The organism is Curtobacterium sp. PhB146 (assembly GCF_004342995.1).
Lineage (GTDB): Bacteria > Actinomycetota > Actinomycetes > Actinomycetales > Microbacteriaceae > Curtobacterium.
Window position 1 is genome coordinate 769,784 of record NZ_SMBN01000001.1, and the last position, 23,826, is coordinate 793,609.

At 71.0% G+C, this 23,826-nt stretch carries 21 protein-coding genes; 8 read left to right on the forward strand and 13 right to left on the reverse strand.

Translation table 11 applies throughout. The annotated features are described in order from the left end of the window. Nucleotides 1-49 precede the first annotated feature (49 nt). Nucleotides 50-1,798 carry an IS30 family transposase gene (locus EDF33_RS03780; RefSeq protein ID WP_132099318.1) on the reverse strand — a complete coding sequence of 583 codons (1,749 nt, stop codon included), beginning with the start codon at nt 1,796-1,798 and terminating at the stop codon, nt 50-52. A gap of 322 nt (nt 1,799-2,120) precedes the next feature. After that, the gene (locus EDF33_RS03785) at nt 2,121-2,867 is read right to left on the reverse strand and encodes a GntR family transcriptional regulator (protein ID WP_131844914.1); all 747 of its coding nucleotides are present in this window, start codon (nt 2,865-2,867) and stop codon (nt 2,121-2,123) included. Nucleotides 2,868-3,051: 184 nt separating this feature from the next. On the opposite strand from EDF33_RS03785, the gene EDF33_RS03790 reads away from it, so the two are divergent. The 6 genes from EDF33_RS03790 to EDF33_RS03810 all read left to right on the forward strand — a co-directional run bounded on the left by EDF33_RS03790 (nt 3,052) and on the right by EDF33_RS03810 (nt 8,351). Further along, the gene (locus EDF33_RS03790; RefSeq protein WP_131844913.1) at nt 3,052-3,939 is read left to right on the forward strand and encodes a carbon-nitrogen hydrolase family protein; all 888 of its coding nucleotides are present in this window, start codon (nt 3,052-3,054) and stop codon (nt 3,937-3,939) included. Next, nucleotides 3,936-4,721: an ABC transporter ATP-binding protein gene (locus tag EDF33_RS03795; RefSeq protein WP_207902144.1), complete on the forward strand. Its 786-nt coding sequence runs from the start codon at nt 3,936-3,938 to the stop codon at nt 4,719-4,721. Before EDF33_RS03790 ends, EDF33_RS03795 begins: the two co-directional genes overlap by 4 nt. After that, nucleotides 4,718-5,554: an ABC transporter permease gene (locus tag EDF33_RS03800; RefSeq protein WP_131844911.1), complete on the forward strand. Its 837-nt coding sequence runs from the start codon at nt 4,718-4,720 to the stop codon at nt 5,552-5,554. The genes EDF33_RS03795 and EDF33_RS03800 overlap by 4 nt, the downstream gene beginning before the upstream one ends. A gap of 79 nt (nt 5,555-5,633) precedes the next feature. After that, nucleotides 5,634-6,689 carry an ABC transporter substrate-binding protein gene (locus EDF33_RS03805; protein WP_131844910.1) on the forward strand — a complete coding sequence of 352 codons (1,056 nt, stop codon included), beginning with the start codon at nt 5,634-5,636 and terminating at the stop codon, nt 6,687-6,689. 64 nt (nt 6,690-6,753) lie between these two features. Continuing rightward, nucleotides 6,754-6,936, forward strand: a complete 183-nt coding sequence (locus EDF33_RS20360) for a hypothetical protein (RefSeq protein ID WP_207896098.1) — start codon at nt 6,754-6,756, stop codon at nt 6,934-6,936. Beyond that, nucleotides 6,933-8,351: an amidase gene (locus EDF33_RS03810; RefSeq protein ID WP_207896100.1), complete on the forward strand. Its 1,419-nt coding sequence runs from the start codon at nt 6,933-6,935 to the stop codon at nt 8,349-8,351. Before EDF33_RS20360 ends, EDF33_RS03810 begins: the two co-directional genes overlap by 4 nt. 63 nt (nt 8,352-8,414) lie before the next feature. Here EDF33_RS03810 and EDF33_RS03815 read toward each other — a convergent pair whose 3' ends face one another. The 9 genes from EDF33_RS03815 to EDF33_RS03855 all read right to left on the reverse strand — a co-directional run bounded on the left by EDF33_RS03815 (nt 8,415) and on the right by EDF33_RS03855 (nt 19,347). Then, the gene (locus EDF33_RS03815; protein WP_131844908.1) at nt 8,415-8,834 is read right to left on the reverse strand and encodes a hypothetical protein; all 420 of its coding nucleotides are present in this window, start codon (nt 8,832-8,834) and stop codon (nt 8,415-8,417) included. A 41-nt stretch (nt 8,835-8,875) separates the two neighbouring features. After that, complete coding sequence (locus EDF33_RS03820) at nt 8,876-9,238, reverse strand: hypothetical protein (RefSeq protein WP_131844907.1); 363 nt, start codon at nt 9,236-9,238, stop codon at nt 8,876-8,878. Between the two features lie 107 nt (nt 9,239-9,345). After that, on the reverse strand, nt 9,346-9,954 hold the full coding sequence (locus tag EDF33_RS03825) for a biotin transporter BioY (RefSeq protein ID WP_132099319.1): 609 nt from the start codon (nt 9,952-9,954) through the stop codon (nt 9,346-9,348). 45 nt (nt 9,955-9,999) lie between these two features. Continuing rightward, nucleotides 10,000-10,692, reverse strand: a complete 693-nt coding sequence (locus tag EDF33_RS03830) for a TetR/AcrR family transcriptional regulator (RefSeq protein WP_132099320.1) — start codon at nt 10,690-10,692, stop codon at nt 10,000-10,002. Between the two features lie 23 nt (nt 10,693-10,715). After that, complete coding sequence (gene atzF / locus EDF33_RS03835) at nt 10,716-12,473, reverse strand: allophanate hydrolase (protein WP_132099321.1); 1,758 nt, start codon at nt 12,471-12,473, stop codon at nt 10,716-10,718. After that, nucleotides 12,470-16,135, reverse strand: coding sequence for an urea carboxylase (uca, locus tag EDF33_RS03840; protein ID WP_132099322.1), 3,666 nt, complete (start codon nt 16,133-16,135; stop codon nt 12,470-12,472). Before uca ends, atzF begins: the two co-directional genes overlap by 4 nt. 26 nt (nt 16,136-16,161) lie before the next feature. Beyond that, nucleotides 16,162-16,866 carry an urea amidolyase associated protein UAAP2 gene (locus EDF33_RS03845; protein WP_132099323.1) on the reverse strand — a complete coding sequence of 235 codons (705 nt, stop codon included), beginning with the start codon at nt 16,864-16,866 and terminating at the stop codon, nt 16,162-16,164. After that, nucleotides 16,866-17,705, reverse strand: coding sequence for an urea amidolyase associated protein UAAP1 (locus EDF33_RS03850; RefSeq protein ID WP_132099324.1), 840 nt, complete (start codon nt 17,703-17,705; stop codon nt 16,866-16,868). Before EDF33_RS03850 ends, EDF33_RS03845 begins: the two co-directional genes overlap by 1 nt. A 13-nt stretch (nt 17,706-17,718) precedes the next feature. Beyond that, the gene (locus EDF33_RS03855; protein WP_132099325.1) at nt 17,719-19,347 is read right to left on the reverse strand and encodes an amino acid permease; all 1,629 of its coding nucleotides are present in this window, start codon (nt 19,345-19,347) and stop codon (nt 17,719-17,721) included. Between the two features lie 224 nt (nt 19,348-19,571). Between EDF33_RS03855 and EDF33_RS03860 the strand changes: the two genes are divergently transcribed. Next, nucleotides 19,572-20,591 (forward strand): phosphotriesterase, encoded by a 1,020-nt coding sequence (locus EDF33_RS03860; protein ID WP_132099326.1) that lies wholly within the window; start codon nt 19,572-19,574, stop codon nt 20,589-20,591. Nucleotides 20,592-20,637: 46 nt separating this feature from the next. Then, nucleotides 20,638-22,092, forward strand: a complete 1,455-nt coding sequence (locus tag EDF33_RS03865) for an aldehyde dehydrogenase family protein (RefSeq protein WP_111086482.1) — start codon at nt 20,638-20,640, stop codon at nt 22,090-22,092. On the opposite strand, the gene EDF33_RS03870 is transcribed toward EDF33_RS03865, so the two are convergent. After that, entirely contained in the window at nt 22,079-23,281 is a 1,203-nt protein-coding gene (locus EDF33_RS03870; protein ID WP_159572869.1) for an MFS transporter, read from the reverse strand. The two genes, EDF33_RS03865 and EDF33_RS03870, sit on opposite strands and share 14 nt — an antisense overlap. Then, nucleotides 23,278-23,784 carry a RidA family protein gene (locus EDF33_RS03875; protein ID WP_131844897.1) on the reverse strand — a complete coding sequence of 169 codons (507 nt, stop codon included), beginning with the start codon at nt 23,782-23,784 and terminating at the stop codon, nt 23,278-23,280. Before EDF33_RS03875 ends, EDF33_RS03870 begins: the two co-directional genes overlap by 4 nt. Nucleotides 23,785-23,826: the final 42 nt, after the last annotated feature.

The following is a 23,826-nucleotide window of genomic DNA, read 5'->3' on the forward strand; positions in this document are numbered from 1 at the left end:
CGGCGGATTCTGATGGTCGACGCAACAGATGGTCGATTTAGGGCTGGTTTCAGGGTAGCTGGATGGCAGTGATGCGGCGCTTCTCGGCGTTGAATCGTTCGGTTGGAGTGTCGTAGTCGAGGCGCTTTCGCGGGCGGTTGTTGAGATCGTTCATCACCGCGGTGACGTGGCTGCTGCTGTGGAGGGCAAGGTTCGTGCCCTTAGGGAAGTACTGCCGGAGAAGCCCGTTGAAGTTCTCGTTCGCGCCGCGCTGCCAGGGGCTGGAACGGTCGGCGAAGAACACGGGGACGCCGGTCGTGGCAGTGAGTTGTTCGTGGGCAGCCATCTCGACGCCCTGATCCCAGGTCAGCGACCGTTTCAGGTGCTTGGGGATCGCAGCGAACGCTTCCGTGATCGCGGAGTTGACGCTGCGCGCAGTGTGATCGTTCGGGAGGTTCACGACGATGCCGTAGTGGGTGGTGCGTTCACGGAGAGTGGCCATCGCGGACACGGAGCCGACACCGACGATGAGGTCACCTTCCCAGTGGCCCGCGGTCTGCTTGTCGGCAGCTTCCGCGGGGCGCTCGGTGATGCTAGCCATGTTCCGAATCCGGGATCCTCGACCGATGGGGTTGTTCCACCTGGTGCGTCGGACTCGACGTCCGGTGCGGAGTTTGCCCGTGTAGCGCTTGTGCAGGCCGGCACCTTCTCGGAGGAGCGGGGCTCGGTAGATGGTCTCGTGACAGACGCGCATGGCAGGGTCCGCGGGGTAGGTCTTTCGCAGCCAGCCGCTGATCTCTTCCGGTGACCAGAACCGGTTCAGCTTCCGCTGCACCAGCCGCCGAAGCGCGACATCGGCGACGAGGCGGTGCGGTTTCGGACGAGCGCGTTGGCGCCTGGCGTCATCGTCAGCAAGATGCGGCAAGTAGTCCCCGCTTCCCGTCCGGTGCCGTCGGAGCTCGCGGCTGATCGTCGAGGGGTGCCGGCCCAGACGGACGCTGATCTGGCGAATCGAGAGTCCCAGGCGGTGGAGGTCGGCGATCTCGAGTCGTTCCCGCAGTGCCAGGTAACGTCCCGACGACGCCGGCTCGATAGGGCTCGCTGGCGGGATGCGGTAGCCGGCTCGTTGGCGAATCAGGGTGCCGGAGCGTCGAGACATGCCAAGCAGTCTGCAGGCGTCGGTGTTGCTCATGCCCTGCCGCATCAGCTGCCAGTACTCGTCCTCAACGTCGCGCGCCTTCCGCCCTCGCCGCGTCGTCGTCAGTGACAGCTCAGCAACGCGCGCCGACGCTGCCAACGCCTTCCGCAACGCCGCCGCGGCGGCGATCTGGTCGCGGCGGAGTCTGCTCCGCCGTTCCCGTTCAAGCAAGTCAGCGCGCTTCCCGCTCAGCCGAAGCGTGCCGGCGACAGATGCGGCGGAGCTTCCCTCCCGGAGTTCGTCGAATCGACGTCGTAGAAGCCGGTAGCCGGTCGCGCGGCCCAGCCCGGCTCCGGCCGCGGCAGCTTCGACGGATGCGCCTGCGTTGAACGCCGACCAGAACCGGTCCTCGACGCTCAGCTCGACACGCAGATGATGCCTGCCGTCGAGGTTCAGACGCGCTTCCCACGAGGCCACGCGACTGCTCGTCACACCGACGACGGTCAACGCTGCTGCAGGGTCCGAACCGGAACGGCGCAGCTGCAAGTACCGCTCGCGCAGGAACCGGTACCCGGTCTCCTTGCCGATGCCAGCGATTCGGGCGGAAGGTTTGAGACCTCGCCCCTCCGCAACCAGCGCGAGGAACCGGACAGCTTGCGGAGACGACAGGGACAAGTACAAGGGCAACACCTCGGAGGAAGGTGTTGCGTCGACCAAGTGAATCCGGGGGGCGCTATCCGGACGCCCATCGCGGTCAGACGCTCCGCGTCCGCAATGCTCTCGGTAGCGGGCATACCCAGTCATCGCTGTGGTGCAATTTGGTGCACCACCACCCGTCCGGGAGCGGCTTTGACTGGCCCGAGCGGTCGGCCGCTTCCCCATAAATCCGGCGATCGGCGTCTCGCCCGAGCGGGTTCGCCCACAGAGCGATGGGTTCAAATCCCACCGGTACCGCCACGAGAACCCCCGGCTCCGGCCGGGGGGTGCTTCCCCTTCCGGGCTGTCAGACAGCGTCGCGGTGCCGGCGCAGGGTGTTGCTGATCACGATGAGGTCGCCGCGGTAGTACCCGACAGCGAACTCGATCGGTCGACCGGTTGCGTCCGTCAGGAGCCGGTGCTGCACCAGCAGGGGCGCGGACCGCTCGGTGGACAGCAGTTCCGCGACGGCGGGATCCGCCGGCACGGCGCCGGTGCGCACCGCCGCCTCACCCAGTTCGATGCCTGCCGCCTCCAGGAACCCCCACGTTCCAGCGTCCACTCCGGGGGTCTCCTCACCGGGCTCTTGCAGCCCGAGGTCGCTCCGGAAGTAACTGGTCCACAGGACGAGGGGGTCGCGCGACGCCGTGACCCGCTCCCACCGGATGACGGGTGTCCCGAGCGGGACGAGCAGGTTCACGGCGACCACCTGTGGCGCGGGGACGAGCTCCCAGGAGAGTTTGCGGTAGTGGATCGCGTTGCCCTCGACGGTGCTGTGGCCCGGTTCGCCGATCGCGCGGAGCTGGTTGAGGTGGTGGACGATGACGTGCGCCGTCGGTTCGGTCCCTTGACCGCGGACGCGTCGGATGAGCCGCTCCGACACGAGCAGGTCGAGTGCTTCCCGGACGACGTTCCGGCCCACCTGGTGCCGTCGGATCAGTTCGTCCTCGGAGGGGAGCGTCGCGACCCCGCCGTCTCCGCGCAGGAGCTCGTCGCGGAGCATGTCGCGCAGCAGCCGGGCGCGGTGGTGGCGACGTTCGAGGTACTTCGGCATGGGACCTCAGGGTCGCACACGCCGGTCGCCGTGGCACGAGGACGCGTGGACTTCGTGGCGTTGCGTCCTCGGCGGCGCGCGGAAGTCCCGGTCAGGAGGCATTCGCGGCCAGGTGCGTGGTGGCTTAGCAGGGGCGTAACGAGGGCGTGACGGAGTGGAAACCGCCGTCGATCACGCTCTCCTCATGCCCCTCACCACCATCGCCACCGTGTCGATGCCGGTCGTGTACGACCCGGACACGAACCTCACCGTGATGCTCGGCCGCATCCGGGATGCTGCCGAACTCGGCGCCGACCTGGTGGTGTTCCCGGAGCAGGCCCTGCAGGGCTACCTCACGGACACGCTCAGTCTGGACTTCGAGAACGTCCGCTACCAGCAGCAGAACGCCGAGACGGCGCCGAACGGTCCGCGGGTGAGCGCGTTGATCGAGGCTGCGGTCGAGCAGAGCCTGCACGTCGTGTTCGGGCTGACCGAGCGCGACGACCGGTTCGCTGACGTGCTCTACAACACCGTCGTCCTCGCCGGCCCTGACGGGTACATCGGCCGGTACCGCAAGGTGCACCAGCCCGGGGACGAGAAGCACGTCTACCACCCCGGTACGGGGTTCCCCGTGTTCGAGACGGGCATCGGCCGGATCGGCATGCTCATCTGCTACGACAAGTGCTTCCCTGAGACGACCAGGGCCCTGGCGCTGCAGGGCGCGGAGATCCTCGTCATGCCGACCGCGTGGGCCTACGACGATGCCGCCGGAGCGGCCGAGGACGACGTCCGCGTCGACCAGTACACGCTCTTCGGCCGCGTCCGCGCGCTGGAGAACCAGGCGTGGATGGTCGAGTCGAACGTCGTGACCCCGCAGGGGAACCTGAACTACCACGGACACTCGCGGATCATCGACCCGAACGGCGTCATCCGCGCCGACACCGGGCCGACCGAGGGCATCGCGTGCGTCACCGTCGACGTCGAGGACACCATCCTCCGTGCCCGCGGCATCGACTACATCGGCTACCACTTCCTCAAGGACTACGTCCCCGTGCCCGCGACAGTCGGGCCGTACGGGGCAGGAACGGAATGACCATGTCCCACGCGATCGAGGTCCAGGGCATCGGGAAGCGCTACGGCGACGGCCCGCTCGTCCTGGACGGCATCGACTTCCACGCGAAGGCCGGCGAGTTCGTCTCCTTCGTCGGCCCGTCCGGCTGCGGCAAGTCCACCCTCTTCAACATCATCACCGGGCTGCTCGCGCCCAGCGAGGGCCGCGTCCTCGTCAACGGGACCGACACCACCGGCAACCCCAACCGCTCGATCGGGTACGTCCTGCAGAAGGACCTGCTGATGCCGTGGCGGACGATCATGCAGAACGTGGTCCTCGGCCTGGAGGTGCACGGCGTCCCACGGCGCGAAGCCCGGGAGCGGGCGTCGGCGCTGTTCGACATGTACCACCTGTCCGGTCGCGAGGACAGCCACCCCGGTCAGCTCTCCGGCGGCATGCGCCAGCGCGCGGCGCTGATGCGGACGATGGTGACCGACCCCGACATCATCCTGATGGACGAGGCGTACAAGGCCCTCGACTACCCGCTCAAGATCCAGCTCGAGAGCGAACTCATGGACACCGTGAAGGCTGCGGGCAAGACGGTCGTGTTCGTCACCCACGACATCGAGGAGGCCGTCACCCTCAGTGACCGCGTCTACGTCCTCAAGGCTCACCCCGGTCAGGTCGTGCAGGAGATCGAGATCGATCTCGGCACCGACAGCCACGCCATCAACGAGCGCCGTCTCGCGCCGGCGTTCAACGACTACTACGAGGCGATCTGGCGCTCCATCGGCACCGGGTCCCGGACGGAGCGCGCAGCATGACCGCCATCCAGATCGAAGAAGCAGCCACCGGGGCGGTCCGGACCGCACCCGAACGTCGCACCCGACCGCGGTCGTCGAGGCGACGCAGCGTCCTCGTGTCGATCCAGGTCGCGATCGTCGTCGCGTTCCTCGCGGCCTGGCAGATCGGCGCGTCCGCCGGCTGGATCAGCACGTTCCTGTTCTCGAGCCCCGGGCAGATCGTCACGGTGCTCACGCAGAACATCGGGACCGGCGAACTGTGGACCGACCTCGGGGTCACGGCGCAGGAGGTGCTCATCGGCTTCGTGATCGGAGCCCTCGGCGGGTCCCTCCTCGGCCTCCTTCTCTGGTACTCGCGATTCGTCGCCGACCTGTCCGCGCCGTTCATCACCGCGATCGGTTCGATCCCCGTGCTCGCCGTCGCTCCGATGATGATCATCTGGTTCGGCACCGGTCTGGTGTCGAAGGTCGTCATCGTCGCGTTCTCGTGCGTCATCGTCTCGCTGACGAACGCGTACCGCGGGGCGCAGAAGGTCGACACCGACCTGCTCGACCTCATGCGATCGTTCGGGAGCTCCAAGACCCAGGCGTTCACCAAGGCCATCGTCCCCGGTGCGATGTCATGGGTCATCGCCGGCCTCAAGCTCAACGTCGGTTTCGCGATCATCGGCGCCGTCGTGGGGGAGTTCATCTCGTCCTCTGCAGGAGTCGGACACATGATCGTCACCGGATCGTCGAGCTTCGCCATGAACCAGGTCCTCGCTGGCGTCGTCGTCGTGATGGCGATGGTCCTCGTCTTCGGGCTCCTCATCGACCTGCTGGAGCGCATCCTGCTCCGGTGGGACCACCGCTGACCCACACAGCGGATCACACCACCATCCTCGCCTCACCCGTCCTTCCCTGCACTCCTCCCACCGAAAGGGCTGTGCCCCCATGCGATCTCCCCTGCCCCGACGCGCCCGCGTCGTCACCCTCGCCGCGGCCGGAGCCGCCGCGCTCCTCGTGCTCACCGGATGCGCTTCCGGCTCCGACGCCGCCGACTCCGCCGACGGCGGAACCCAGGACGTCACCATCAACCAGGCCGTCCAGACCCTCCTGTACCTGCCGCTCTACGTCGCCGAGGAGAAGGGGTACTTCGAGGACGAGGGTGTGAACGTCAAGATCGACACCGGCGGATCCGGCAACGCCTCGTTCGCCGCGGTGCTCGGAGGCTCGGCCGGGTTCTCCATCCAGGACCCGGTGTTCTCCGCCAAGTCCCACGAGCAGGGCGGCGAAGGCGTCATCGTCGCCGGCGTGCAGAACGCCCCGGCGGAGTTCCTCGTCGGCAAGGACGGCACGAGCGCGCAGGACGACCCCACGATCCTGAACGGCAAGAAGGTCGTCGTCTCCCCGTCCCCTGACTCGACGTGGGCACTCATGACGAAGATGATCGACACCTACGACCTCACGGGCGTCAAGCTCGTCAACGTCTCGCTCGGCAACGAACTCGCCGCCGTCGCGTCTGGTCAAGCCGACTACGCGGTGGTCCCGGAGCCCTCGGTGAGCCAGGCCGTCGACCAGCAGGACATGCACGTCGTCTACTCGTGGCCCGCCGCCGGAGACGAGTGGAACCCGTTCGCGTTCTCGTCGCTCACCTCGACGCAGAAGTACGTGAAGGCCAACCCGGAGGCGACGCAGGGTGTCGTCAACGCCTTCCAGCGGGCGTACAACTACATCTACTCGGACGAAGCCGGCACGATCGAGGTCGCCGAGAAGTACTTCCCGAAACTCGACAAGTCCACGGTGGCCTCGGCGGTCAAGCGTGAGATCGAAGCAGACGGCTACCCGCACGGTGCGACCGTCACCGAGGAGGCATGGGACCACAACCTCCAGCTCGCGGCGGACATCGACAACGTGAAGAAGTACCCCGCCGATGCCACGTCGTACAAGACGAACGTCGACACCACGTTCTCGGGCAAGGCCGAGAAGAAGTACCCCGCGAAGAACTGACCCATCCCACGCTCGGCGGGGCCGCCACCTGGTGGCCCCGCCAGCTCCCCATCGGAGGATCCCCATGGACGACACCGCCCGCCAGGCGCTGACCGACGAATGGGTTGCGCGAGGCCGCTCCATCGCCGCGTTCGTCGCCGCGAACGTCCCACCGGAAGTCGTCCCCGTCGCCGTCTTCGACCACTCGCACACCGAGCGGTCGGAGCAGACCGGGGACACCAACGTCGACGACGGAGCCCGCTCGTGACCGATCTGTACCGACCGATCGCTGAACTCGCCGGCATGCTCCGCTCCGGCCAGACCTCGGCCGTCACCCTGACCGAGCAGAGCCTCGCCAGCATCGACGAGCAGGCAGACCTCGCCGCGTTCGTCCACGTCGACCTCGAGGGCGCCCGTGCAGCAGCCGCGAGGGCGGACGCCGAACTCACCGCAGGTGTCGACCGCGGACCGCTCCACGGTCTCCCGGTCGCGGTGAAGGACAACATCGACGTGCAAGGCCAGCACACCCGCGCCGGCAGCCTGCTCCTCGGCGACGTGCCCGCTGCGCGCGACGCCACCGTCGTCACCCGCCTCCGCGCCGCCGGCGCGGTGCTCATCGGCCGGACGAACATGCACGAGCTCGCCTGGGGCGGCACGACGGACAACCCGCACACCGGCCGTGCGCGGAACCCGTGGAACCGTGATCGTGTGCCCGCTGGCTCCTCCGGCGGGTCCGGCATCGCGGTCGCTGCCGGCATGGTGGTCGCGGCGCTCGGCACGGACACGGGAGGCTCGGTGCGGCTGCCCGCATCGGTCAACGGTGTCAGTGGGTTGCGTCCCACCATCGGTCGGGTCAGCAACGCCGGCGTCGTCCCGCTCGCGTGGACCATGGACACCGTCGGTCCCCTCGCCCGGACGGCGGCGGACGCCGCCGTCGTGCACGATGCGATCGCCTGGTGGGACCAGCGCGACCGGACCACGCGGCGTGAGCCGGTCCGCCTGGCCGCGCCGGGCCTCCAGGTCGACGACCCGGCCACCCACCTGCGCGGCCTGCGCGTGGGCATGATCGCGGACTACGCGCTCGTTGGGAACCAGCCGGACGTTACCGCCGCCGTGCGGGACGCGCTCGACGCGCTGGCCGCATCAGGCGCCGTGATCTCGGAGATCCACGTGTCCGGCGTGGACGAGCTCGTGGACGCGCAACTCGTCGTCGACGCCGTGGAGCCGAGCGCCATGCACCTCGACCTGCTGCGCAGCCGGCCGGACGACTACGGCGACGACGTCCGGACGCACCTTGAGATCGGACTCCGCTACTCGGGTGTCGAGTACGTGCAGGCGCAACGCTTCCGGGCGTGGTTCCGCGACGGACTGCTCGAGGCGATGCGCGACGTGGACGTCCTCGTGACCCCGACCCTGCCGTTCACGGCGCTGCCGCACGGCGCGGAGTCCGTCGAACTCGACGGACGGCCCGCCTCGTTGACGGCGGGAAACATGCGGTACACGGCGATCGGCAGCATGGCGGGGTTCCCTGGGCTCTCGGTACCGATCGGACTCGACCACGACGGTCTGCCCATCGGGATGCTGATCACGGCCCGCGCGTTCGACGAGTCAGCAGTCCTGCGTGCCGGACACGGGTACCAGGCGATCACGGACCACCATCTCCTGCGACCGGATCGACGCTGACCTGCGCGGGGCATCGAGCAGATCACCGGGCATGACAGCCCCGTCGACGTCCGGCCCCGCTCGTCAGCGCCGCTTGCGGAGTGCGTTCGTCGCCCAGAGCGCGACGGCGATCAGCACGGGCTGGAACAGGAGCCGGACGAACCGCTTGGTGTCGGTGTCCAGGCCGAAGCCGTCACGGTGGTGCATCCACTGGGCGATGTTGCCCGGGAAGATCGCGGTGAAGAACACCGCTGCGACCCACCCGACGGTGGCCTGCCGACGCACCAGCAGCACGAGGGCGGCGCCGAGGGAGATCTCCGCGATGCCCGAGGCCAGGACCGTGACGTCCGGGTCCAGGGGGACGAACTCCGGCACCTGGGCCCGGAACTCCTGGCGTGCGACGGTGAGGTGGCTGATGCCGGCCCAGGTCATGGCGGCACCCAGCAGGATGCGGACGACGGTGCGGGGCTTGGTCGAGCGGGAAGTGCGGCGGCGGGAGGTCATCAGGGGCACGTGCCTTTCACAGGGGATGGTGGAGCGGTGCGTCAACCGACGCTGCGGATGCGACGCCGGCGGGTGAGCTCGAACACGACCAGTGCACCGGTCCCCACGAGGAGGCCGACGCGATGCGCGCGGGCCACTGCCGTCGCGCCGGAGACGGCCAGTACTGCGGCGGCGACGGTTCCGACGGTGACGGTGCGGTCCTCGAGGTCGATGCCGGTGCGCACTGCTCCGAGTGCGGTCGCTGCGGCAGCGGCTGCGACCGCTGTCGCCGACCGTCGTCGGCTTCGTGCGAGGGTTGCGCCGGCTGCGATCTCCAGCAAGGGCACCAGCACTGCGTGCGGGAGGCCGGGGACGAAACCGCGCTCCCGCATCCGGTGCGCCCGGACCGGCAGGGGTCGCGTCATCGACGTGCCTGCTCCGTGCAGGGCGAGGAGCGTACCGGCGGACCGGATCATCGGCTGTGCGCAATCATGTTGTGCACAACCTAACACGATGGCCCGCCGAATGCGCCTCAGCGGCCTGCGCCCCGCGCAGCCACGCGTCGCCGGACCGCCGCCGTCCACCCGAGCGAGATGGCACCGGCACCGAGCAGCGCCTTCACCGCACCGCCGAGGATGAACGGGTACAGCCCGAAATCGAGGGTCTGCTGCAGGTCCAGCCCGAGCGACACCGCGAGCCAGCCCATGCCGATGGCGAACGTCACGACGGTGCCGAGCGCGAAGGACAGCACCGAGTTCCGCAGCGGACGGTCGCCGAAGCGCTCGGCGATCCACCCGACGAGGGCAGCGGCGGCGACGAAGCCGACGATGTACCCGCCGGAGGGACTGACGAGCACGCCGAACCCGGCCGAGCCACCCGCGAAGACCGGCAGCCCGATGACTCCGAGCAGCGCGTAGACGAGCATCGACAGGGCACCGCGGCGCGCACCGAGGGCACTACCGACCAGCAGGACGGCGAGCGTCTGCCCGGTGATCGGGACGGGCCAGAGCGGGACGGACACCTGTGCGGCGCCGGCGGTGAGCAGCGCGCCGCCGAGGACGAGCGCCGTGCTCACGACCGCGGTGCGGGGGAGCAGCGCATCGGCGAGTGGATGGTGTGCGGCGGGGGAGAGCGCGGTCATGGCAGAACCTCCAGGAGGGACGACGGAGACGAACGGAAGAGCTGGTCAGACGGTGACGGCGGCGAGCAGTGACTCGGCCTCGCGGCGGGCATCCGCCACGGCAGTGGTGTCGAGCCCGCACGCCCGCAGGCAGGTCGCGACGATGGCGTCGCGGTCGGCCTCCTCGACACCTCCGACGCGGCGGAGCTGGATGACGGTCTCGGCGAGCTGGATGAGGATCCCACCGAGCCGTGACGGCGAGATCGCGACGGTGACGTCGGAGTCGGCGGCGAGCGACCCGAGTCGCCCGTAGGCGTCCCGCAGCTCGATCCGCTCGGCGCGGAACCCGTCGTAGCGCTCCCCCTGCACCTCGGGCAGCAGGTAGAGCGTGCCGATGTTGTGCGGGGTGCGGGCGAGGGTCTCCACGTCGATCAGGACGAGCGCGGCCAGGGCACCGGCGGCCGATGCCGACGACGACACCCGGGCTTCGAGGCCGCGGACCACCTCGAGACTCGGCCGGACCGAGGTCGTCAGGAGTTCGACGAGCATGTCGTCCTTGCCGGCGAAGTGGTAGTACAGCGAGGCCTGGCGGATGCCGACCCGCTCCGCGATGGCTCGGGTCGAGGTCGCGCTGATGCCGTTCTCGACGAACAGGGCGGCGGCGGCGTCGAGGATCTGGTCGCGGGGACTGAGCGCCGAGTCGGCGTTCGGGACGGCCCTCGGTCGACCGGGCTTGGCCGGTCGGTCGTCGGAGGACATGGGGTCATCCTCCCAGCGCGGCGTCATGCCTGCTCGCGGTAGGCCCGCCAGCCGCCGAACGCCGTGATGTCGAGTGCGCCCTCGACGGCGAAGGGTTCGACCAGGAACCCGGTGACGTCGGTGCCGTCCTCGAGTGCCACGGTGCCGATGGCCATCGGCTCGGGCAGGGACGCCACGAAGGTGCCGAACCCGGCGGCGGGCAGCCGCCAGACCTCACCGGCGAGGCCCGAGCCCGAGCCCGACCCCGAAGCCGACCCCGACTCGGGCGCGTCAGCGCCGGACGCGACCGGCCCCACCCGGACCAGCCCGGGCTTTGGCGGCACCGTGTCGAGGGCGTACAGCCGGTAGTCGGACGCGGTGCGGGCCTCCCGGACGAACGATCCGCCGGACGCGACCAGCTGGCCGTTCAGCGGCTGGTCACGGAGGTGCGCTCCGACGACCAGCAGGTCGACGGTGGGTGCGAGGAACGCGGCGCCGAGCGCCGCGAGCCGTCGGTCGGTGAACGCGGGACCGGTCAGCATGACCCCGAACGGCAGGCCGTCGACGAACCCGGCAGGGACGGCGAGCGAGGCCATGTCGAGCAGGTTGGCGAAGTTCGTGTACCGGCCCATCCGGCTGTTCGCGCCGATCGGGTCAGCCGCGACCTGCTCGAGGGTCGGGTGCCACGTCGTGGTGGGCGTGAGGAGCGCGGTGGTGCCGGCGAGGGCGGCGCGTCCCGCGGTGCCGAGCACGTCGAGGCGTTCCTGGTCGGCGAAGAGGTCCGCTGCCGTGGGTCGGGCGCCACCCAGGACGATCGTGGCGACCGACGGGTCCAGGTCGTCGCCGACCAGGTCGCGGTGCGCCTCGACGTGCGCGCCGACGGCGGCGTACCGCTCGGCGACGAACGCGCCGTCGTAGAGCAGCGACGCTGCGTCGAGCAGGGGCGCGATGTCGACCTCGACCACCTGGTGGCCGAGTGCGCGGAAGCGATCGACGGCGGCGGCGAAGGCCTCCGCCCAGCCCGGCGCGAGGCCCTCGAGCTGCGAGGGCAGCGGGATCGCGATCCGCGGGACGGCGGGCACGTCGGCGAGGGCGACGTCGATGCGGGCGAGCGGGTCGGTGTCGTCCGGCCCGGCCATCAGCTCCGCCGCCGTGCGGGCGAGGTCGAGCGATCGGGCGAAGACCGTGACGCAGTCCTGCGAGCGGCAGGCCGGCACGACACCGGTGTTCGGCACCAGGCCCTTGGTCGGCTTCACACCGACCAGGTTGCCGAGCGCCGCCGGCACGCGGCCGGAGCCCGCGGTGTCCGTGCCGAGTGCGAAGTCGACGATGCCGAGCGCGACAGCGGTGGCGGAACCGCTCGACGACCCACCGGAGATACGGGTCGGGTCCCACGCGTTCCGGACCGCGCCGAAGGGCGACCGGGTGCCGACCAGGCCGGTGGCGAACTGGTCGAGGTTCGTCTTGCCGACGACGACCGCGCCGGCGGTGCGCAGGCGGGCGACGGCGGTCGCGTCGGCGGCGGGTTCGTACGCGTAGGAGCGGGCGGCTGCCGTCGTGGGCAGGCCGGCGACGTCGATGTTGTCCTTGACGGCGAACAGGAGGCCGGCGAGGGGGAGCGTCGGGTCGACGGCCTCGACCTCCTGCAGGACCGCGGCGCGGTCGCGCAGGGTGATCCAGACCTCGGGCCGGTCGACGGAGTCGATGCGGTCGAAGGCGTCGCGGACGCGGTCCGCAGCGGCGGTGGCGGCACCCGCCGCCCCGCCTGCGCGGGCGCTCGCCGTGCGGTTGGTCCCGCTCACGCTCCCGCTCCGATCGCGGCCAGGACCTGCCCCGGTGCGACCTGGTCGCCCGGCTTGATGTAGACCTCCAACACGTGGCCTTCCACCGGTGCGTGCACCATCGACTCCATCTTCATCGCCTCCACTGCCAACAACTTCTGTCCCTCGTCCACCCGGTCGCCCGGTCGCACGTCCACCTGCCACACCGTCGAGGTGAAGGGTGCGGTCACGGCCGTCGCCCCGGCGGGAAGGACGACCTCGTCCGCCACGACGGCGGCCGGTTCGTCGCGCACGTCGAACTCGCCGGACGCGCGCCAGCGCTCCTTCTCCTCGCCGAACGCCCGCGCCTGCTGTGCCCGGAAGTCCGCGATCGAGCCCGCGTTCGCCTCGAGGAAGCGGTTGTACGAGGCGATCGAGAACTCGCCGTCGACGGTCTCGAACGAGCCCCGTCCGGCGTCGGTCTCGGCCCGCAGCTCGAGCAGCTCGTCGGCACCGACCGGGTACCACTCGATGCGATCGAAGAAGCGCAGCGCCCACGGGTCCTCCTGGAACAGCCCGCCGCGGCGGAACCGGTTCCAGATCTGCACGGTGCGCCCGACGAACTGGTAGCCGCCCGGCCCCTCCATGCCGTAGATGCAGAGGTACGCACCGCCGATCCCGACGGAGTTCTCGGCGGTCCAGGTGCGGGCCGGGTTGTACTTCGTCGTCACGAGACGGTGCCGGGGGTCGAGCGGTGTGGCGACCGGGGCGCCGAGGTAGACGTCGCCCAGGCCGAGCACGAGGTAGCTCGCGTCGAAGACGGTGCGGAAGACGTCGTCGACGCTCTCCAGACCGTTGATGCGCCGGATGAACTCGATGTTCCAGGGGGTCCACGGTGCGTCGTTCCGCACGCCGTTCATGTAGCGCTCGATGGCGAGGCGTGTGGCGGGGTCGTCCCACGACAACGGGAGCTTGACGGTGCGCGACGGCACGACGAGCTGGTCGGTGGGCGGGATCTCGTCCTCGAGTTCGCGGAGGAGCCCGGCCACGTCACGGGCCTTCAGGACCGACGCGTCGGTGTGCACCTGCAGCGAGCGGATGCCCGGGGTGATGTCGAGGACGCCCTTCGGCGCCTCCTGCTGCAGCTTCGTCATGAGCGCGTGCACGCGCATGCGCAGCGCGATGTCGAGCGTCATGTCGCCGTACTCGACGAGCACGTTGTCGTCGCCGTCGCGTCGGTAGGCGACGCTCGGACGGACGTCGGTCGCCTCCAGGCGGGTGATCACGCCGTCGTCGCCGTCGCCCCCGGTGCGGGGGACGGTCCGGGAGGCCTGGTTCGCCTCGAGCGCGGCGGCGTCGGCTTCGCGGACGGGGACGAACCGGACCGTGTCACCTGGTCGGAGTTGGCCCAGCTTCCACAGGTCGCCGCTGGCGACCACGGCGGGGCAGACGAAGCCGCCGAGCGAGGGCCCGTCCGGACCCAGGATGATCGGGGTGTCGCCGGTGAAGTCGATCGCACCGACCGCGTACGGGGTGTCGTGGATGTTCGAGGGGTGCAGACCGGCCTCGCCTCCGTCCGTCCGCGCCCACTCGGGTCGGGGCCCGATGAGCCGGATGCCGGTGCGCGCCGAGTTGTGGTGCACGCCGTAGTCGGTGGCGTAGAAGACGTCCAGGTCCGCGCGGGTGAAGAAGTCCGGGGCGGCGTGCGGCCCCTCGGTCACGGCGATCTCCCACGCGTCGGTGAGCGCCGTGCGGTGCTCGGCCGGGGTCGGACCGCCGACCAGGCCCAGGCGGGCGCCCCCGGGGAAGGCGGGGTGCGCCGCGTCGGAGTCCGGGGAGCCCGGCCGCAGGACGTCGCCGGCGAGCAGCGCGCGACCGGCATGGCCGCCGAAGCCGCCGAGCGTGAACGTGGCGGTGGAGCCGAGGTAGGTGGGGACGTCGAAGCCACCGCGGACGGCCAGGTACGTGCGCAGACCGGGCCCGGGCGCCGTCCCGACCGCCAGGGTCTGTCCGGCGCCGACGTCGATCGGCTCCCAGAGCGCGACGGGATCGCCGTCGAGGGTCGCGGGCGCCGGTGCGCCGGTGAGCGCGACGACGGCGGCGGTCGAGAAGCGCAGCGTCGGACCCGTCGCCGTGATCTCGAGCGCGGGAGCGCCGTCGGGGTTGCCCACGGCGCGGTTCGCCTCGGCGAACGACGCGGCGTCGAACGGGCCGCTCGGCGGGACGCCCACCTGCCAGTACCCGACCCGGCCGGGCAGGTCCTGGATCATCGTCATGGTGCCCGGTGCGATGACGTCGATGCGCGGGTCCGGGTCGTCGGTCTCGTCGAGCGTCGAGGTGGAGTGCGTGGCGGTGCGGAGCTCGAGGTCGTCGGTCAGTGCACGGAGCAGCCCGGTGTTCGTCACGATGCCGTCGATCCGCGTGGCGGCGAGGCCGTCGCGCAGCCGGTCGAGGGCGTCGTCGCGGGTCTCGCCGGTGGCGATGACCTTGGCGAGCATCGGATCGTAGAACGCCGAGACCTCGGAGCCGGTCTCGACCCAGCCGTCGACGCGGAGTCCGCTCGGGTCGCCGGACTCGGTGGTCGCGCTCGGGAACACCGCCTGGGTGACGAGGCCGCTGGAGGGCAACGAACCCTTCGCCGGGTCCTCGGCGTAGACACGGGCCTCGACGGCGTGGCCGTTCGGGGTCCAGGTGCGGTCGAAGACGTCGTCGCCGATGCCGTCGGCGCCGTCACGGGCCAGGCGGAGCATGAGGTCGACGAGGTCGACTCCGAAGACCTCTTCCGTCACCGGGTGCTCGACCTGCAGGCGGGTGTTCACCTCGAGGAACGACGCCTCTTCGCGCACCGGGTCGTAGACGAACTCGACGGTGCCGGCGCTGCGGTACCCGACGCTCGCGGCCAGGCGACGGGCGGACTCGTGCAGCTCGCTGCGGACGTGCTCGGGCAGCGCGGGCGCCGGGGCCTCCTCGATGACCTTCTGGTTCCGACGCTGCAACGAGCAGTCCCGGTCGCCGATCACCGCGACACGCCCCTGGCCGTCGCCGAAGAGCTGGACCTCGACGTGCCGGGCCGGTCGCACCAGGCGTTCGAGGAAGATGCCGGCCGACCCGAAGGCCGCGGTGGCCGTGCGGGTGACGCTCGTGTACGCCGCGCGCACCTCGTCGAGGGTCGCGCACGCCTGCATGCCGATGCCGCCGCCGCCACCGGTGGCCTTGAGCATCACCGGCAGGCCGATGCGCTCGGCCTCGGCCACGGCGTCGTCGACGTTCTCGAGCAGGCCGGTGCCGGCGAGCATCGGGACGCCGGCAGCGGCGGCGAGCTCGCGCGCGGTGTGCTTCGCGCCGAAGCGGACGATCTGGTCGGCGGTCGGCCCGACGAACCGGATGCCGGCGTCCTCGCAGGCGCGGGCGAAGTCCGTGTTCTCCGACAGGAACCCGTAGCCGGGGTGGACCAAGCCGGCGCCGGTGTCCTTCGCTGCCTGCACCACGGCGTCGATGCGCAGGTAGGAGTCGCGGGCGGGCGCCGGGCCGAGGCGGACGGCGACGTCGGCTTCGCGGACGTGCGGCGCGGCGCGGTCGGCGTCGGAGTAGACGGCGACGGTGCGCATGCCGAGGGCCTTGGCGGAGCGGATCACCCGGCGGGCGATCTCGCCGCGGTTGGCGACGAGGACGGTGTCGGTGGAGAGCGCGGGTGGCTGGGGCACGGTGTCCTCCGTGTCGGGTGCGGCGATCACGGCTGGACCACGATCATGCGCAGCGGGGTGCAGGAGAAGTCGTTGCACGGGTTGTTCATCTGGGGGCAGTTCGACACGATGACGAGCACGTCGCGTTCGGCCCGGACAGCGACGCGCTTGCCCGGTGCGCTCATGCCGTCGACGATCCCGAGGGCGCCGTCGGCCTCGACCGGGACGTTCATGAACCAGTTGAGGTTCGAGACGATGTCGCGGGCGCCGAGGCCGTGCCGGCCGGCCTCGGCCAGGAAGTTCTCGCGGCAGCCGTGCTGGTACTGGGTGTGGTGGCCGTACCGCAGGGTGTTGGACTCCTTCGAGCACGCGCCGCCGATGGTGTCCTGCCGGTCGATCTCGTTGGCGACGACCGTCATGAGCGGGTGCCCCTCGTTCGACATCAGCACGGTGCCGGTGCGGACGTAGGCGTTCCCCTGTGCCGCGAGGGTGTCCGGGACGCTGTAGCGCTCGTCCGGGTCGTGCGCGTCGTAGACCAGGCAGTCGGCGCTCTGGTTGCCGCCGACGTCGACGATCGTGAGCACCTGGCCGGCGCGGACGACGGCGGACCAGGGCGCGAGCGGCTCGACCCGGTCATCACGGACGACGTCGCCGGGCACGAGGGACTCGCTCCAGTCCAGGGCGACGTCGGGGGCGTGGACGGCGCCGACCGGGACGGTGGAGGTGTGGGTGTGCGTCGTCGTGTCGGGCATCAGAGGCCTCGTGCTTCCGCGTAGTCGATCGCGTTCAGGTAGGCGCGGGTGAGCTCCGGCGTCGCCGTGAACCGCTCGTCCGCGTCGGTCGTCGGTGCCCCACGCCAGGCGTGCACCCGGAGCGGGCCGACGGCGTACTCCGGCCGGGGGTCGATGGGGTGCGCGACGTTCGCGACGAGCACGAGCAGCGGCAGCTCGGCGACGAGGGTGACGTGGTGCCCGGCTCCGGCCGACCCCGTGAAGGTCATCGCCCCCTCGTCGTCGATCCGGACGCCCTGGAAGAACGAGACGCTCGGCGGCAGGTCACGCCTCGTCAGCCCGTGCTTGGCGGCGGCCTTCACGAAGAGCGACCGGCCGCTCGGGCTGGGCCCCTCGGGTGCCGCACCGCCGTACTTCCGCTCGTTCCAGGCGTCGGTCGACGTGCCGCAGAAGGCGTCGTGGTGCCCCGAGGTGTCCTCGACCACCGTCGCCAGGGCACGGCCGTCCCCGCTGAGCAGCGGCGTGCCGACACCGAGGTAGGCCTGCCACGGGATCTTCTGCGTGTCGGCGACGTTCAACCGCTCCCACGGTTCGAGCGCGTTGAACACCAGGAGGTTGGCGCAGGCCTGCCCCGTCGGGTCGTCGAACCGCAGCCGCGAGCCCCTGGCCAGGACCTTGTGCGTGTACCCGCCCGGTGCGACGGTCTCGGCCCACACCAGCTGCGCGGGGTCGACGCCGTCGGGGGCGAACGGGGACGTCGAGGCCGGCAGGTACGGCATGTACTCGGACTGCGTCCCGGCCTGGGCGCGCGCATCGGAACGCGAGGCGAGCACGCTGTCGGTCTGGTGGAGGTCGCGCATGGGGTTCCTTCGGTCAGGCTTCGACGGTCGCGGTCGCGGAGGCGGGTGCCTGGACGGCGGGGACCGAGGCGGTGAACGGGACCTCGGCGAGGGTGATCGGTCCGTGCGCACGGTGCCGCCGGGCCGACCACACCCAACCCACGAGCAGGACGGCGCCGATGAACAGCAGTGCGCTGTACTGCAGCCACCACGAGTTCCCGGTCAGGTCGTAGATCTCCGGGCGCGGCCAGATGAGGTTGACCGCCATGCCGATCTGGAAGGCGACGGCGAGGGCGTTGAGCGGGATGCCCCACCGGCCGAGTGTGAAGAGCGGCTTGCCGTCCTCGTCCACGCCGGCGGGGAAGCCGGACCGTCGGAGCCGGATGCGTTGGACCAGCAGGGGGCCGGTGACGCCGAGGTAGGCCAGGTAGAGCATCGCGATGCACAGGCTGGACAGGGCGGTGAAGATCGCGGACTGACCGATGTTGACGGCGAGTGCGAGGCCGGCACCGACACCGACGACGATCGACGCGGCGATCGGGGTCCCGGTCCGGGGTGAGACCCGAGCGAGCGTCCGGTGGAAGGGCAGGGCCTTCTCGCGGGCCATCGAGTAGACCATGCGCGCACCGGCGGTCTGCACGGCGAGGGTGCAGGCGAACACGGCGACCGCGACGGTGCAGAGGAGCAGTCGGCCGAAGACGTCGCCGAGCGTCGAGGTGATCACCCACGCGAGTCCCTGCGTCGCCAGCTTGCCGTCGGTCAGGCTCGGGGCGGCGACCAGGGCACCGATGATGAGCAGCCCGCCGCCGAGGCCGGAGACGGTGAGCGCGCGGACGATCGTCTTCGGGGTGGTCCGGCGGGGGTTGTGCGTCTCCTCGGCGAGCTCACCGGCGGAGTCGAAGCCGACCATCACGTAGGCAGCCATCAGGGACGATGCCAGGAACGCCCAGACGTAGGGTTCGGTGCTCGTCGAGCCGGCGGTCGTGAACACCACCGCAGGGCTGCGGTGCGGCAGCAGGAAGAGCGCGCCGATGAGCACGACGACGCCGATGATCTCGATCAGCACGCCGAAGCTCGTGACCCGCGCCATCAGCCGGACGCTCGTGATGTTCACCAGGGTCGTCACGACGAGCATCACGATGCCGAGCACCACCGCGTTCGCAGCACCGGTCGACGAGGCGAGGGAGGGGTCGGCTCCGGGGCCGCCGACGACCTGGAACCCGTTCCAGATCGCAGGGAGCACGGCCTGCACCGCGATGGCTGCGACGGCCACGGTGAGGATCTGCCCGATGATCATCGTCCACCCGGTGAACCACCCGAAGCGCGCGCCCGCCAGACGACTGGACCACTGGAAGATCGCGCCCGAGATCGGCCACCGGGCGGCGAGCTGCGCGAAGTTCAGAGCGACGAGCAGCTGGCCGCCGAAGACGAGCGGCCAGGCCCAGAAGAACGCGGCACCGCCGAGTCCGAACCCGAGGCCGAACAGCTGGAAGACGGTGGTCAGGATCGAGACGAACGAGAACCCGGCCGCGAACGACGAGAACGAGCCGACCCCGCGGTGGAGTTCCTGCTCGTAGCCGAGTCGGGCGGAGCCCTGGGGGTCGACGGGGTCGACGCTGGACGTGGCGCGCGGTGCGTGGAGCGGTGACTCTGGAGAGCGCATGGCTGCAGACCTTTCGCGGAGTACCTGTCGGGCGACAGGTAGTGCGACCAGTGTCGTGCGGACCCGTGTCGCCGTCGTTGCCCGGCTGTTTCGGGCACGTGACGGAAGGGGACCGCGTGTAAACGTTCGGAGTCGAGCGAGGAGCTCGGCGACACGTGTGGACAAGAGGGATCCAAACCGATGTAGATTGGATCCGTCAAGTCCGCCACCGCGAAAGGCACGTCGTGATCCAGACCGTCCTCGGCCCCGTCGAGTCGTCCGGGATCGGTGCGGTGTCGATGCACGAGCACCTGCTGACCGACGCGAGCGCCCTGCAGCGGCCCGGTGTCGAAGCGCTGGAACCGAGCCTCGCGGTCACCGCGGACCTGGCTGCCGCCCTGCGGTGGAGCCAGCTCGCACTCGCGGACAACCTGCGCCTCGACGACGTCGACCTGCTCGCCGACGAACTCCGCACCGCGCGGAACAGCGGCCTCGGGCTGGCCGTCGACCTGAGCTCCCTCGGCTTCGGCCCCGACCACGCCCGGCTGCCCGAGCTGTCACGGGCGAGCGGCGTCGGGATCGTCGCCGGATACGGGGCCTACCTGCCACGACTGCTGCCCGAGTGGTACCTCGACCTGGACACCGACGGGCGACAGGGGCTCTTCGAACGGGCACTGACGGACTCGGTACCCGGCACCACGTACCGCGCCGGGCTGCTCGGCCTGATGGGGACGACGACTGCGTTCGCGACCGCCGACGGACTCGAGGAACGCCGCAGTCTCACGGCGGCTGCACGAGCGGCGGCGACCACCGGCGCGGCCGTCGTCGTCCGGCTGGCCGCCGACGCCCGGAACGGCCTCGAGGTGCTCGCGCACGTCGTGGCCGAGGGGGTCGACCCGAGCCGGGTCGTGTTCTCGACCGTCGACGAGTTCCTCGACCTGCCCTACCTGCGCGACCTCGGCCAGGCAGGAGCCGTGCTCGAACTCTGCTTCGGCAACGAGGGCTCGCACGTCGGTCGCATCCGCAACGCCAGCGATCCGCAACGGCTCGACGCCTTCCTGGCCCTGCGCGAGAGCGCCCCCGACACCCGCTGGGTCTTCGGTCACGCCACCTGGACGAAGGGCCAGCTCCGTCGGTACGGCGGACACGGCCTCGACCACCTGACCGCCCGGGTCGTCCCCGGCCTCCGCGCACTCGGCGTACCCGACGAGGTCCTCACCCGGATCACGGTCGACGAGCCCGCTCGACTGCTCGACCGTTCCTGACCGAGCACCCCGACCCACCGCACCCACGTCCCACGGAGGAACCGTCATGAGAGACACGCTCGCACCCCTGGCCCCGCTCGAGCCGTTCCTCGTCGACGGCACCTGGACCGCACCCGACGGCGCCGAACTCCTCGACGTGCTCGACCCCGCCACCGAGGTGCTGCTCACCCGGGTGCCGCAGGCCGGTCCCGCCGACGTCGACGCCGCCGTGGCCGCCGCGCGCCGGGCACACGAGGACCGCCGGTGGAGCGGGATGAGCCCGCACGACCGCAGCCGCATCCTGAACCGCGTCGCGGACCTGATCGAGGAGCGGCTCGAGGAACTCGCCGTGCTCGAGACCCGCGACAACGGCAAGCCGATCGAGCGCTCCCGCGCCGACACCGCGACCTCGGCCCGGGTGTTCCGCTACTACGCCGGCGCTCCCTCGCGCCTGACCGGCACGGTCGTCCCCGTCGACGGCGGAGCGCACCACGTGTACACGACCCTCGAACCGGTCGGCGTCGCGGCGCTCATCCTGCCCTGGAACTTCCCGATCATGACCGGCGCGTTCAAGCTCGCACCGGCGCTCGCCGCGGGCTGCACGGTGGTCGTCAAGCCGGCCGAGCAGACCCCGCTCACGATGCTCCGGGTCGCCGCGATCTGCGAGGAAGCCGGTGTGCCCGCCGGCGTCGTCAACGTCCTGACCGGTGACGGCCGGGTCGGTGCCGCCCTCACCGCGCACCCCGGTGTCGACAAGGTCTCGTTCACCGGCAGCACCGAGGTCGGCCGCAAGGTGATGACCGCCGCGAGTGCGGACTTCAAGCGCCTGACCCTCGAGCTCGGCGGCAAGAGCCCGAACATCGTGTTCGAGGACGCCGACCTCGACGCCGTCGTGCTCACCGCGATGCGTGCGTCGTTCGGGCACTCCGGCCAGATGTGCACCGCGGGCAGCCGCCTGCTCGTGCAGCGGTCGGTCCTCGACGAGGTCACCGAGCGCCTGGTCGCCGCCGTCCGGAAGGTCCCCGTCGGCGACGGACTCGACGGCGGGATCACCGTCGGACCGCTCGTGTCCGAGGAGCAGCGGCAGCAGGTGCTCGGGTACATCGAGCAGGGCAAGGCCGAGGGTGCGACGGTCGCGGTCGGCGGCGGCGTGCCCGAGCGCCCGGGCTACTACGTCGAGCCGACGCTCTTCACCGGCGTCTCGAACACGATGACCATCGCGCGCGAGGAGATCTTCGGGCCCGTCGTCGGCGTCATCCCCTTCGACGACGAGGACGAGGCGATCGCCATCGCGAACGACCAGACGTACGGCCTCGCCGCCGGGGTGTGGACCCGTGACCTGTCCCGCGCCCACCGGATGGGCCAGCGGCTGCACGCCGGCACCGTGTGGGTGAACACCTACAACCTCTTCGACCCGGCACTGTCCTTCGGCGGGGTCGGCGAGTCCGGCCTCGGCCGCGACCTCGGCGAAGAGGCCCTGCGCGCGTTCTGCGAGTCGAAGAGCGTCGTCATCGCGCTCTGAGGTCGCGACCGGTGCCGCCGCCGTCGTGCCTGCCGAGTGCGGGCACCGCGGCGAGCTGCAAGGCGGCGAGGACGACGAGCGCCCACCCGGAACCGACCGCCGACACCAGGACCCCGCCCACGAGTGAGCCGACGGCGTAGCCCGCGCTGGTGACGGCCGAGAAGACGCCGACGCCGGTGGCCCGGGTGCGGTCGTCGAGCGTCCGGGTGCTCAGGATCGTGAGCGTCGGGAACAGCGGCGAGTACCCGGCACCGACCAGGACGGCACCGGCGGCCGCGGTCGGGAAGTCGTGTGCGACCGCGAGGACGACCAGCCCTGCGGCGAGGACGACCAGGGCTCCTCGTGCGGTGCGGACGGGCCCGATCCGGTCCGGCAGTCCGCCGAGGAGCAGTCGCACCCCGACGACGCTCGCTGCGAAGACCGTGAAGACGTTCGCGGCCCCGGTCAGTCCCTGCGCGCCGACGCCCTGCCCGACCAGGTGCTGGATGAGGAACGCGATCATGAAGCCCTCGGCCGCCCAGGCCACGAGTCCCGCCGCGCCCGGTCGTACGACGGCCCGCAGCACCGCCGCGAGACCCGCACCGGCCGGTCGCGCCGGGCTGCGGTGCACCGGAGCCGATCCGCCCCGCGTGAGCAGTGCCACTCCGAGCCCGGCGAGCTGGATGCCGATCGCGACGACCCACACGGTGCGGTGTCCGGCCGACTGGTACAGGTTCTCGCCGACCACGGGCCCCAGGGCGAGACCGATCCAGACGGCGAGCCCGAACAGGCCGAGTGCGCGGCTCCGCTGGGTCACCGGCACCTCGGCGACGACCCAGGCAGTGAGGGCGGTGGCGGTGGCCGCGTTGCCGGCGCCGAAGACGAGCCGGCTGACCGCGAGGCTCGGGACGCTCAGCGCGACGAGCACGATGCCGAGTCCGGCTGCCGCCAGCAACCCGGCACCGAGGAGGACACGTCGTGGACCGAGCCGGTCGCTCAGGATGCCGGCGAGTGGCATCGCGCCGATCGCCACGAACCCCGCGAGCGACACGAGCAGCCCACCGACGGCGGGGTCGGCGCCGAGCTGGTCCGTCGCCACCCGTGGCACCACCGGGGTGCTCGCACCGTTGACGACGTAGCCGGCGGTCGACGCCACGACGAGGAGCCAGAACGCGGTCCCCCGCGTGCCGGTCTCTGCGAGCGGTCTCACTCCCCGGCTCGGCGGGGGCGGCACTCCAGGCTGAGCCAGAGCTCGAAGCAGGCGCTCCGTGACAGGGCGGTCGCACCGATCGACGCGCGGCCCATCCGGCCGACGTCCGGTCCGAAGACGTCGAACAGCAGGTCGCTGGCCGCGTTCGACACCTGGTTGAGCTGCTCGAACCCGGGCGGGCAGAGGACGAAGCACAGCCCGCGGGACAGCGCAGTGACCTCGTCGAGCGAGCCGAGGGCGTAGCGGATCATGCCGAGGGCGTTGACCGCGGTGTAGCGGGCCGCTTCACGAGCCTGCTCGAGGGTGATGTCGACCCCGACCGACCCCGGGTGCAGCATCGTGCCGTCCCGTGACTCCGGGGTCATGCCGCTCAGCTCCAGCAGGTCGCCGGTGCGGTGGAACGCGCGGAGCGAGCTGCCGTACCGGCCACCGTAGGGCGGGTTCGCGTAGTCCGGGATGACGAGTCCGAGTTCCTGCGCGCGGGCTTCAGCGGAGTGCTCCATGGGACAACAGTATCCGGCGGTGGCGGTAATGGATACAACCTG